This window comes from Facivitalis istanbulensis (genome assembly GCF_040560405.1).
Lineage (GTDB): Bacteria > Pseudomonadota > Alphaproteobacteria > Sphingomonadales > Sphingomonadaceae > Sphingomonas > Sphingomonas istanbulensis.
On the sequence record NZ_JAVSCQ010000013.1, the window covers coordinates 1 to 11,915 of the forward strand.

The following is an 11,915-nucleotide window of genomic DNA, read 5'->3' on the forward strand; positions in this document are numbered from 1 at the left end:
TGAACCCTTCCGGTCCAGAAACCCAGCGTGCCAGCATCTCAATGCCAGTACCACCCCGAAGCGCCACACTCAGTGGCCCGCTCCGTCGCGGTGAAACCCCTCTACCCATACACCATATTAGGGTCAATCACTTTTTTCACGGCTTGGTCATTTTTGTTGCGCGGAGCTGAAACAGAAGGTCGTCATACTTATCCGCTTCGTGCCGCCTCGTGCTCTTTGCCAGCGTCCGCCGCCGCAGCCTGCTCGCCATAATGACGGGCGAGCATCGCGCAGGCGATGAGCTGGATCTGGTGGAAGAGCATGACGGGCAGCAGCACGACCCCCACCTGCGCCGCCGGGAACAGCACGCCCGCCATCGGTACCCCCGACGCGAGACTCTTCTTCGAGCCGCAGAATTGCAGAACGATCGAATCCTCGCGCGACAGCCCCATTACGCGGGCCAACACGAACGTCGCGCCCAGGATCAGGCCGAACAGCCCCAGGCAGATCAGCGCCAATAGCCCCAGATCCCCCGGCGACACCCGCGACCACAGCCCCTCGACCACCGCCGCACCAAAGGCGGTATAGACGACGAGCAGGATCGATCCGCGATCCACGATGGTCAAAAGGCTTTTGTGGCGCGTCACGAATCCACCGATCCAGGGCCGTAGCAAATGGCCGATGACGAACGGTGCCAGCAGTTGCAGCAGGATTCCCTCGACCGACGCGAGCGACACCCCGCCCCCGCCATCGACCTTCATCAACAGGGCGACGAGCGCCGGTGTCAGCACGATCCCCAGAAGATTGGAAAAGGACGCACTGCAAATCGCCGCAGCGACATTGCCGCGCGCGATCGCGGTGAAGGCAATCGACGACTGCACGGTGGAAGGCAGCAGGGTCAGGAACAGGATGCCCATCGCGATCGACGGATCGATGCCCGGCAACCGCGACAGGCCCATCCCGATCGCCGGAAAGAGCAGAAAGGTCGTCCCCAGCACCGCCACATGCAGCGGCCAGTTGCGCAGGCCCAGCCAGATGGCGTCGCGCGACAGCTTGGCGCCATGCAGGAAGAAGAGCAGCACGATGCCCGCATCGGCGAGATAACCGGCAAAGGTGGCGAACGCCCCGCGAGCGGGCAACAGCGTGGCCAGCAATACCGTGCCCAACAGGCTGAGGACAAAAGGCTCAAAGATCGAAAACAGGCGCTGCAACATCGGCGCTCCCGACAGAAACAGGGGCACCGTGGCACGACCATGCCACGGCGGGCAGGGCGTGCCGATAGGCGATTGCGCCACGCGACGCCACTGCCAACGCCTCGGCGCGGTCTATCGCTATCCTGTCAGGCCTGTCAGGAGCGGAGGGGGCGCCCCTGTCCGGTGAACGCCGGGTCGTAACGGGGGGAGCAATGGCCGAATCGCTCGACCCCCGCTCATCATCGTGCCGGTGCCGGTTTTACCGGCGGCCTCCGCTCCCGTGATTATCGATTCTTTATGATATGGCCGACGATGCAGCCTTTCCGTAGGGGAAAGCGCGGCCAAAAAAAAGGCCGGTCTTACGACCGGCCGAAAAGTTTTTAGGAGAGGATGCCTGAAAGGCCCGGTCTTTGTGCATCGCAGCACCGATTAGCGCAATTGCAACCTCGACAAAAATCATTGCAAAAAATGCAATCGTACACTCATCGCGGCAGCGGGATGGCGGTGCTGTGCTTGATCTCCTCCATGGCGAAGGCGGCGCTGACATCGACCAGGCGGACCCGGTCGATCAAGATCTTGTAGACCCGGTCATATGCCTTGATGTCGGCAACCCGGACCTTGAGCAGATAGTCGATTTCCCCGGCCATGCGGTAGAATTCGACCACCTCGGGCATGTCGCTGACCGCGGCGGCGAATTCGGCCAGCCAGGCGGCGGAATGCTCGGCGGTGCGCACGCTGACGAAGACGATCATGCCCGCGTCGAGCTTGGTCGGGTCGAGCAGGGCGACCCGCCGCCGGATTACGCCATCCTCTTCCAAACGGCGGATGCGCCGCCAGCACGCATTTTGCGACAGGCTGACCCTTTCGGAGATCTCGGCCACCGAAAGGCTGGCATCCTGTTGCAGCACGTCGAGAATGGCGATGTCGATTTTATCCACGATGAGCCCCATCAATCGAAGATTTTTGCTTCATTGCGGCAATACGTCACAAGCTTTGGTATGTTTTACCAGAGGTTTTTGCATATCCTTTTCACCTTAAGAGGATGTAATGATGCTGATGACCGCCCCCGCCCCAGTCGCCCCGAGCCACGCCACGTGCGATGCGCTGGGCATCGCCGTCACCGATCATGCCGTGGACCAGGCGTTCGTGGCGCGGGCGCTGGGCGTGCTGGATCGCGATCGCCGCCGCTGCCCGGAAACGCCGCTGCTCGCCCTCGACCTGCCCGCCGCGCCGCGCATCGCATTCTATCTCAAGGACGAATCGGCGCATCCCACCGGCAGCCTGAAGCATCGTCTCGCCCGCTCGCTCTTTGCCAGCGGGCTGGTCGCCGGCGTGATTCGCGACGGGCGACCGCTGGTCGAGGCGTCTTCGGGCTCGACCGCCGTGTCGGAGGCCTATTTCGCGCGGCTGCTCGACCTGCCCTTTCATGCGGTCATGCCCGGCAGCACCGCCCCGGCCAAGATTCGGGCGATCGAGGCACAGGGTGGCCAATGCCATCTGGTCGAGCCGCATCGCCTGTATGACGAGGCGCGCGATCTCGCCGATGCGCTGGGCGGGGTCTATCTGGACCAGTTCACCAATGCCGCGCCCGCAACCGACTGGCGTTGCGACAATATCGCGTCGGCCATCCTGCACCAGATGGCGTCCGAGCCGCATGCCGTGCCCGACTGGATCGTGGTCGGCGCGGGGACCGGCGGGACGGCCGCGACGATCGGCCGCCATTGCCGCTATCGCGGGCTGCCCACGCGGCTGTGCGTCGCCGATGTCGAGCATAGCGCTTTTTTCGCGGGCTATCGCGATGGCGATCCCGGCGCGCGCTGCGAGCGTCCCTCGCGGATCGAGGGCGTGGGGCGTCCCCGGGTCGAGCCCTCCTTCCTGCCCGGATCGGTCGACCGGATGATGAAGCTGCCCGATGCCGTCTCGATTGCGGGGATGCGCATCCTGAGCGACCTGCTCGGCCGTCCGGTGGGGCCGTCGACGGGGGCGAATTTCGTCGCGGCGGCGATGCTGGCGCTCGACATGACGGCGGCCGACCAGGCGGGATCGATCGCCACGCTGATCTGCGATCATGGCGCGCGCTATGCCGATTGTCACCATGATCGGCGCTGGCTGGCGCGTCAGGGTCTTGCCGAAAGCGTCGAGACTGCCGAAGTTTCCCTGCGCACCATGTTGCTCAAGGACGCCGAATGACCACGCACACCCCGACGACCAACCCCCTTCTGGCCGATACCGACCTTCCCGATTTCGCCGCGATCCGCCCCGAGCATCTGGTCCCCGCCGTCGATGCGCTGATCGCGGACGCGCGTGCCGCCGCCGACCGGATCGGCGGGTCCAACGCCAGCGACTTCGCCGATGTCGTGCTGGCCAGCGAGCGGGCGGGCTTTGCAATCGAGCGCGGCTGGTCGCCCGCCGGCCATCTCCATTCGGTGGCCGATACCCCCGAACTGCGCGCCGCCTTTGCCGAGGCACAGGCCAAGCTGGCCGAATATGGCATGGAGGCGGGGCAGGATCCGCACCTGTTCGCCGCGTTCAACCGGGTCGACCTGGCCCCGCTGACCGAAGCGGAGGCGCGCGCGGTCGAACTGGCGCGGCGCAATTTCCACCTGTCGGGCGTCGGCCTGGATGACGAGGCCAAGGCGCGGTTCCGCGCGATCGGCGTCGAGCTCAACACGCTGACCACCGAATTCGGCAATGCGGTGCTCGATTCAAGCGAAGCCTGGAGCGAGCATGTCACCGACGAGGCGATGCTCGCCGGGCTGACCGACAATGCCAAGGCGATCCTGGCCTCCTATGCCGCCGAGAAGCAGCGCGACGGCTGGCTGGTCACGTTGCGCGAACCGAGCGTGCAGGCGATCCTTACCCAGGCTGATGACCGCGATCTTCGCGCCCGCGTCGCCCGTGCCTATGCCACCCGCGCCTCGGAACAGGCCGCCGACCCGGCGCATGACAATTCGGCCCGGATCGAGCGTATCCTAGCGCTGCGGCACGAAGCCGCCCGGTTGCTGGGCTTTGCCGATGCGGCTGCGCGGTCGGTCGAGACCAAGATGGCGCAGTCGGCGGACGAGGCGCTGGCCTTTCTCGCCGATCTCGCCGCGCGGGCGCGACCGCTGGCAGAGCGCGAGCTGGCCGAGGCGACCGCCTATGCCCAGGAAAAATTCGGCATCGCCAGGCTGGAGCCATGGGATACGGGCTATGTCGCCGAACATATGCGGCGCGAGCGGTTCGGCGTCGATCGCGAGGCGATTCGCGCCTATTTCCCGCTGCCCCGCGTGATGGAGGGCACCGTCGCGCTGTTCGAGCGGCTATACGGCATCCGGCTGGTCGAGCGCGACGGCGTATCGGTGTGGAACGCCGATGTCCGCTTCTATGATGTGCAGGATGCCAGCGGTGCGGTCGTCGCGGGCGTCTATTGCGATTTCTCGGCGCGCGCGGGCAAGCGCGGCGGCGCATGGATGGACGTGTGCCGTCCGCGCTTCCGCGACGCCGATCGCTTCCACCGGCCGATCGCCTATCTGACCTGCAACTTCCCGCCCGCCACCGGCGACACGCCCGCCTTGCTGTCGCACGGCGATGTCGTGACGCTGCTGCACGAGTTCGGCCATGTGCTGCACCATCTGCTGACCGAGGTGGACCTGCCCTCGATCGGCGGGATTTCGGGCGTCGAATGGGATGCGGTCGAGCTGCCCAGCCAGTTCATGGAGAATTTCGCCTGGGACCGCGACACGCTGACCGCGCTGTCGGGCCATGTCGAGACCGGCGAACCGCTGCCCGAGGCCCTGTTCGCCAGCATGCTCGCCGCCCGCCGGTTCCAGGCCGGGCTGTTCCTGCTGCGCCAGATCGAGTTCGCGACCTTCGACCTCAGGCTGCACCGCGGTTATGATCCGGCGCAGGGCGCGCGCGTGATGGAGGTGCTGAACGCGGTACGCGACGAAGTGGCGGTGATCCGTCCGCCGGAATGGAATCGCTTCCCGCACAGCTTCAGCCACATCTTCGCGGGCGGCTATGCGGCGGGCTATTACAGCTATCTCTGGGCCGAGCTGCTGTCGGCCGACGCCTTTGCCGCGGTGGTCGAAGAAGGCCAGGCGGCGGGCGACCGGTTCCGTCGCGAAGTGCTGGCACGCGGGGCGAGCCGTCCGGCGGCGGAGAATTTCCGCGCCTTTCGGGGCCGTGCCCCACAGCCCGACGCATTGCTGCGTCATCACGGGTTGGCGGCGTGATCGCACGCGGGGCCGCCCGAACAGCGGCCCCGCAACACCGAGCTGTCGAGGGCTGCTACGCCGCCACCCTCAGCGCATCGACCGGCAACGACAGGCCCGGCCCCCGGCACATGAGGTTCAGATCGCAACCCTGGCACAGCGAACAACTGGCGTCCCGCTGTGCCGCGCAGCGATCGGTCAGCAGGTGCAGCATCTCCATGTGGGAATACCGCGCCTCGGCCCCCTGCGCCTGTCCGGCCATCGCCAGTTCCTGACGACCGCGCGTGCGGAGCCATGCCAGCATCTGCGAGTCCTTCCTTTTACCGTTCCGTGGCTCAGTGCGCGAAAAGGACGGGAATCGGGCTTTCCTTCATCATCGTCCGGCTGACCCCGCCGAACAGCCCCTCCAGCCAGCGGGCATGGCCGAAGCCGCCCATCACGACATAGCCAAAGCCACCAAGCGACGCTTCCTCGAGCAGCACGCCGCCCGCCTCGCCCGAACCACAGGGCACGCGCTTGATCGTCGCATGAATGCCGTAGCGCGACAAATAGGCCGCCGCATCGGTCGCCGGGATTGCGAGCGAGCCGTCATCGACCTCCAGCACCACGACACGCCGTGCCTCGGCCAGCAGCGGGATCGCCGCCTGCAATGCTCTCGCCGCGCTGGACGAACCGTCCCAAGCGACCAGCGCGGTATTGGATTTGAACCGGGGACAATCGGCCGGGACCGCGAGCACCGGCTTGCCCGACCGGACGATCAGGTCGGCGGCCGCGCGACCCATGTCGAACATTTCCATCCCATCCAGCTTGCGGCTGACGACGATCAGGTCCGCCAGCGTCGCCGCCCGGGCCAGCGCATCGGCGGGTTCGCCCACCGCATCGCACCAATCCCAGACGACATCCTCCTGCGCCAGCCGGCTGCGGAGATGCGCGCCGTGCACCTTTTCCCGCTCGCCTTCCGCGGTCATCACATCACCCATCACATAGGCGTTCTCATAAGCGCCGCCGCCCAGCACCGACGGAACGTAAACGAGATCAAGACAGGTGAGATGCGCATCCAGGGCCCGCGCCAGATCGAGCGCGACCTGATAACGCGATTCCTGTCCACCATCGTCGTGAACGAGCAGAAGGATGTTCTTCATGGCATTGTCCTCGCTGGGAAGCTTTCAATGCCTGTTGTACGTGCCTCGCCCGGTCTGCGGCATAAGCAAATCTACGGAGGACCTACACCGTTCCGGCCAACGCCGCGATCAACACTTGCGGCCGCAACGGCTTTTCCAGCACCGTGTGAAAGCCGCCATCCTGCGCCGCCTGACGCAGCGCGGCATCGGCATAGGCGGTGATCAGGATCGAACGTCCGCTCCATCCGCGTTCGATCAGCCGATGCAGCAAATCGACGCCATTGCCATCGGGCAGGCGATAATCGGCGATCAGGATATCGGCCGCCGCCGCATCGTCGCTGGCCAGCAGCGACGCCGCGCCCGCATGCGAGCGCACATCGAAGCCGCGCCAGTGGAGCAGCAACTGCAACGAGCGGCGTACCCCGGCATCATCCTCGACCAGCAGCGCCCGGCGCAGGCCAGCGGCTTTCCGGTTCATCGACATCGACCCTTTCCAGCGGTTCTTTTGCAAACCCATGGGCATGGGCCCAAGGGCAACCGCCATGCCAAAGCGTCGCGCGCCGGTCGCTACGTGATATCCACAGGGTCGCCGTCGAGGCCGGCGGCAAAGGCGATGCGCAACGCATCGGACAGGCTATGGGCACCGAGCTTGCTCATCACATTGGCACGATGGACCTCGATCGTGCGCGGGCTGATGCCCAGGTCATAGGCGATGGTCTTGTTGGGATGGCCGCGCACCATGCCCAGGAACACGTCGCGCTCACGCGGGGTCAGCGCCGCGATCCGCACCTGCGCATCGCGCGCGCCCGCCGCCGCCTCGTCCTGCCGGTGCAGGGCGCGGAACCCCATTTCCAGCCCAGCGAGCAGCGCGGCCTTCTCGAACGGCTTTTCCAGGAAATCGACCGCGCCCTGCCGCATCGCATTCACCGCCGTCGCGATGTCGCCGTGCCCGGTCAGCACGATCACCGGCCACCCAATCCCCAGTTCCGCCAGTTCCCGCTGGACCGCCAGCCCGTCCAGATCGGGCATCCGCACGTCGAGCAGGATGCATCCCGGCTCCAGCGTCCGGGCCGCGCGCAGAAAGGCGACGCCGCTTTCCCAGGCGGTCACGCCATGCCCCGAGGTCTTGAGCAGGAAGCTCAACGAGCGACGGACCGAATCCTCGTCATCCACGATATGGACCAACCGGTTGTCAGTCATCTTGCTCATTCCGCTCACCGCTCCACAGCGTGAAGTGAAACACGGTCCCGCCCCCCTCATTCGGCTCGGCCCAGATCCGCCCGCCATGCGCCTCGACGATCGTGCGCGAGATGGACAGCCCCAGTCCCATGCCACGATCCTTGCCGCTGGCGAAAGCCTGGAACAGCTTGGGCGCGATCGCCGGATCGATGCCGGGGCCGGTATCGGCAACCGAGAGGTTCACCATCGCGCCGTCGCGTCGCGCCGCCAGCACGATGTCGCGCCGTTCGCTCTGCGTCACCGCCTCGGCGGCGTTGCGGAACAGATTGACCAGCACCTGCTGCACCTGCACCCGATCGGCCAGGACATGGCTTGCCGCCGGATCGATCCGGGTGAACAGGCGGATGCCATGCTCGGTGGCGCCCAGCAGGCCCAGCCGGGCCGCCTCGTCGATCATGGTCGGCAGGTGATGGACCGCCTTGTCGGTATCCCCACGCGCCACGAAATCGCGCAGCCGCCGGACGATCTGCCCGGCGCGCAGCGCTTCGTTCGCGGCTTCGTCCATCGCCTCGCGCAGCAGCGGCGCGGTATCGGATGCGGTGGCGTCGATCAGGTCGCGCCCGGCCTCCAGATAATTGGCGATGGCGGTCAGCGGCTGGTTGAGTTCATGTGCCAGGGTCGAGGCCATGGTGCCCATCGCGCTGACGCGTGAGACATGGATCAGTTCGGCCTGCAATTCCTTCATTCGCAGCTCGGCCAATTGCTGTGCGGTCAGGTCGCGGATGAAGCCGGTGAAGATCCGGTGTCCTTCATCGCGGGCCTCCCCCACCGCCAGTTCCATCGGGAACTGGGTACCATCGCGCCGCTGGCCGGTGACGACGCGGCCGATCCCGATGATCCGCCGCTCGCCCGTCGCCTCATAGCGGGCGATATAGGCGTCATGCTGTTCGCGATACGGGCTCGGCATCAACAGGCTGACATTGCGCCCGACGACCTCGGCCTCGGCATAGCCGAACAGCCGCTCGGCCGCCGCGCTGAACGACAGGATCCCACCCGCATCGTCGATCACCACCATCGCATCGGGCACGGTGGCGAGGATCGACCGGACATGGATTTCGCTCTGATGCAGCGCCTGTTCGCTCGCATGACGCTGGGTCACATCGGCGATGCTGACGCCAAAGCCGTCGACGGCGCCGTCGCCCTGGCGCAGCGCCACCAGCGTAATCTCGGCGACGAATTCCGACCCGTGCCGCCGTACGCACCAGCGGTCGACCCGATGGGGTGAATCCTCCCGTGCCCGTGCCAGGTCGTCACACAGTTCCTCAACGCCGGGCTCGCCGGGATAGAGGACGCTCGCCGGACGCCCGATCAGATCCGCTTCGGGCCATTCGAGCAGGCGGGTCGCCCCCTCGGTGCAGGCGACAACCATGCCGTCATCGTCGAGCAGCATCACCGCGCGATCGACCAGCCCCTCGACCAGCCGGGCCAGTCCGGTCCTGCGTCCCTCCGATTCGAGCCGAGCCATTGCCGCCACTCCCATCCTTTATCGGCGCACCGTCCCGACAAGGCCAGGACGGGCCAGCCATACAGGGCCCCGGCACCATCTTTAGCGCCACGGCCTGTTACCATCGCTTGGGCAAAAGGTCACACGGCGGCGCTGATCCGTTGCGGGGCCCAGGCCCGGCGGCTGTCAAAGGCCGAGGCGACGAGCCGCCGATAGGCGCGGTCCTCGTCGCGCATCGCCACGCGCCACCCCTCGCGCCGGACCAGCCCCCGTTCCTCCAGCGGCGCAAGGCAGTCCATCGCCGTGGCGAAGCGATCGGGATCAACGCCCGCCGCCGCGCTCAGCGCCGCGATATCCGCCTGCCCGTCACAGAGCAGGCGCGCGATGATCGCGCCGCGCAGCCGGTCGTCCGCCGTCCGCGTCACGCCCCGCACCCCCGCCAGCGCGCCGGTCCGCACGGTCCGGCGATACGCCCCCACATGCTTTTCGTTCTGCACGATCACGCCATCGAAATGGCTGATCGCCGACGCGCCCAGCCCGACGACGATACGCGCGGGATCGTCGGTGAAACCCTGGAAATTGCGATGCAGCCGCCCCGCCGCCATCGCCCGCGCCAGACCGTCCCCGGCCTGCGCGAAATGGTCGAAACCGATCGCCTGATAGCCATTTTGCGTGAACAGCCGATGTGCCAGCGCGCTTTGTGCGAAGCGCGCGCCGGCGTCGGGCAGGCTCTCGTCCGCGATCATCCGCTGTCGGGGCAGCATGGCGGGCAGATGGGCGTAGCCGAACATCGCCACCCGCGACGGCACCAGCGTCAGCGCGGCGGCGATGCTGTCCGCCAGATCCTGTTCCGTCTGGCGCGGCAGGCCGTACATCAGGTCGAGATTGATCTGCGCGATCCCTGCGGCGCGCAACTGGCGCGCGGCGGCCGCGACCTGCTCGAAGGGCTGGACGCGGTTGATCGCCTGCTGGACATGCGGGGCAAAGGTCTGCGCGCCCAGACTGACGCGGGTAATGCCGATCGCCGCCAGCGTCTCGGCCTGGCCCGGGTGAAAGGAGCGCGGGTCCAGTTCCATCGCCCATTCGGCATCGCTCGCCACGCCGAACGAGTCGCAGATCGCATCGGCGATTCGGTGCAACGCGTCGCCCGACAGGACATTGGGGCTGCCCCCGCCGAAATGGACCGAGGTGACGCGCCCTTCCATCAACGCGGCGACCGTGGCGATCTCCGCCAGCAACGCGTCACGATATTCGCCCAGCCGCGTCTCGCGACCGACCGCGCCGGTGTTGCACCCGCAATACCAGCAGATTTCGCGGCAATAGGGGATATGGACATAGAGCGAGACGACATCGTCCCGCTCCACGCCCAGCAGCGCCAGCCCCTGCCGTTCGGCCCCCACCGTGGCGGTGAATTCCGCCGCGGTGGGATAGCTCGTGTAACGCGGCACCGGACGCGCCGCCAGATCGGGGTGGAAGACGCTCACGCGGCGGGTCCGTCCTCATCCGCGGGCAGGTGGAATTCGTGCCACATGCCGTTGCAGATGCCGAAACCGACCGCCAGGCCAAGACCCAGAATCCAGGTGAAATACCACATGACCTTGTCCTCTCAGTAGAAATCGGGGCTGGTGTTGACGGCCTGGGTCGTCACGCGGCCGAACATCACCCGATAGGCCCAGGCGGTGTAGGCCAGCACCATCGGCAGGAAGACCACGACACAGAACAGCATGATGCCCAGTGTCCGCTCGCTGGACGACGCGTTCCACACCGTCAGGCTGGAATGCGGGTCGATGCTGGACGGCAGGATGAAGGGGAACATCGCGCACCCCACCGTCGCGATGATCCCGGTCACCGCCGCGCTCGATCCGCCAAAGGCGAGCACGCCGCTCCGCGACCGAATGCCGATCAGCGCCAGGATCGTACCGGCAAAGCCAAGCGCCGGCGCGATCACCATCCAGGGATAGCGGGCGAAGTTGGCCAGCCAGCCACCCGCCACCATCTGCGACGTGCTGTGCAGCGGGTTGGACGGGGCCCCCGTTTCGACCGCGCCGACCAGTTCAAACCCGGGCATCCGCGCGACCATCAGGCCGCCCAGCGCGAACAGCACCAGCGCCAGGATTCCCGCGACGAAGCCGAAGGACACCGCGCGGTCCTGCACCGGCCCCCGCTCCGTCTTGATCGACAGCCAGGCCGAACCGTGCAGCACCAGCATCGCCACCGACAACAGCCCGGCGACCAGCGCAAAGGGGCTGAACAGCGCCAGGAAGCTGCCGTCGTAGAAGACGCGCAGGTCGCCGTCGAGCCGGAAGGGCGCGCCGGTCAGGACGTTGCCGACCGCGACGCCGAAGACGAGCGCGGGCACCAGACCGCCGACGAACAGCGCCCAGTCCCAGCGGCTGCGCCAGGCGGGGTCGGGCCGCTTGGAGCGGTATTTGAACCCCACGGGGCGCAGGATCAGCGCGGACAGGACCACGAACATGGCCAGGTAGAAGCCCGAAAAGCTGGCGGCATAGACGAACGGCCAGGCGGCGAAGATCGCGCCACCGCCCAGGATGAACCAGACCTGGTTTCCTTCCCAGGTCGGCCCCACCGTGTTGATGACCATGCGGCGCTCCGTATCGCTCTTGGCGACGAAGGGGAGCAGCGCCGCCACACCCAGATCGAAACCGTCGGTCAGCGCGAAGCCGATCAACAACACCCCCAGCAGCGCCCACCAGATGAGGCGCAACAATTCATAGTCGAACAT

The 11,915-nt window shown here is 66.8% G+C and carries 12 protein-coding genes; 2 read left to right on the forward strand and 10 right to left on the reverse strand.

What is annotated here, in order from left to right; all coding sequences use genetic code 11:
- Positions 1 to 188 precede the first annotated feature (188 nt).
- Positions 189 to 1,193: a bile acid:sodium symporter family protein gene (locus RN629_RS09600; protein ID WP_407035032.1), complete on the reverse strand. Its 1,005-nt coding sequence runs from the start codon at positions 1,191 to 1,193 to the stop codon at positions 189 to 191.
- A gap of 461 nt (positions 1,194 to 1,654) precedes the next feature.
- Positions 1,655 to 2,122, reverse strand: a complete 468-nt coding sequence (locus RN629_RS09605; protein WP_407035033.1) for an Lrp/AsnC family transcriptional regulator — start codon at positions 2,120 to 2,122, stop codon at positions 1,655 to 1,657.
- A gap of 100 nt (positions 2,123 to 2,222) precedes the next feature.
- Here RN629_RS09605 and RN629_RS09610 point away from each other — a divergent pair, with 100 nt between their 5' ends.
- Both RN629_RS09610 and RN629_RS09615 read left to right on the forward strand, forming a co-directional pair.
- Entirely contained in the window at positions 2,223 to 3,362 is a 1,140-nt protein-coding gene (locus tag RN629_RS09610; protein WP_407035034.1) for a PLP-dependent cysteine synthase family protein, read from the forward strand.
- Complete coding sequence (locus RN629_RS09615) at positions 3,359 to 5,389, forward strand: M3 family metallopeptidase (protein ID WP_407035035.1); 2,031 nt, start codon at positions 3,359 to 3,361, stop codon at positions 5,387 to 5,389. Before RN629_RS09610 ends, RN629_RS09615 begins: the two co-directional genes overlap by 4 nt.
- Before the next feature lie 55 nt (positions 5,390 to 5,444).
- Here the strand turns inward: RN629_RS09615 and RN629_RS09620 are convergent, their stop codons facing one another.
- From RN629_RS09620 to cydB, 8 genes are all read right to left on the reverse strand, one after another.
- On the reverse strand, positions 5,445 to 5,672 hold the full coding sequence (locus tag RN629_RS09620; protein WP_407035036.1) for a hypothetical protein: 228 nt from the start codon (positions 5,670 to 5,672) through the stop codon (positions 5,445 to 5,447).
- A gap of 31 nt (positions 5,673 to 5,703) precedes the next feature.
- The gene (locus RN629_RS09625; RefSeq protein WP_407035037.1) at positions 5,704 to 6,510 is read right to left on the reverse strand and encodes a universal stress protein; all 807 of its coding nucleotides are present in this window, start codon (positions 6,508 to 6,510) and stop codon (positions 5,704 to 5,706) included.
- 82 nt (positions 6,511 to 6,592) lie between these two features.
- Positions 6,593 to 6,967 (reverse strand): response regulator, encoded by a 375-nt coding sequence (locus tag RN629_RS09630; RefSeq protein WP_407035038.1) that lies wholly within the window; start codon positions 6,965 to 6,967, stop codon positions 6,593 to 6,595.
- Positions 6,968 to 7,056: 89 nt separating this feature from the next.
- On the reverse strand, positions 7,057 to 7,689 hold the full coding sequence (locus tag RN629_RS09635) for a response regulator transcription factor (RefSeq protein WP_407035105.1): 633 nt from the start codon (positions 7,687 to 7,689) through the stop codon (positions 7,057 to 7,059).
- Positions 7,682 to 9,193: a PAS domain-containing sensor histidine kinase gene (locus tag RN629_RS09640; protein ID WP_407035039.1), complete on the reverse strand. Its 1,512-nt coding sequence runs from the start codon at positions 9,191 to 9,193 to the stop codon at positions 7,682 to 7,684. The genes RN629_RS09635 and RN629_RS09640 overlap by 8 nt, the downstream gene beginning before the upstream one ends.
- A gap of 119 nt (positions 9,194 to 9,312) precedes the next feature.
- Positions 9,313 to 10,656, reverse strand: a complete 1,344-nt coding sequence (hemN, locus tag RN629_RS09645) for an oxygen-independent coproporphyrinogen III oxidase (RefSeq protein ID WP_407035040.1) — start codon at positions 10,654 to 10,656, stop codon at positions 9,313 to 9,315.
- Positions 10,653 to 10,766, reverse strand: coding sequence for a cytochrome bd-I oxidase subunit CydX (gene cydX, locus RN629_RS09650; protein WP_407035041.1), 114 nt, complete (start codon positions 10,764 to 10,766; stop codon positions 10,653 to 10,655). The genes hemN and cydX overlap by 4 nt, the downstream gene beginning before the upstream one ends.
- Before the next feature lie 12 nt (positions 10,767 to 10,778).
- Positions 10,779 to 11,915: a cytochrome d ubiquinol oxidase subunit II gene (gene cydB, locus RN629_RS09655; RefSeq protein WP_407035042.1), complete on the reverse strand. Its 1,137-nt coding sequence runs from the start codon at positions 11,913 to 11,915 to the stop codon at positions 10,779 to 10,781.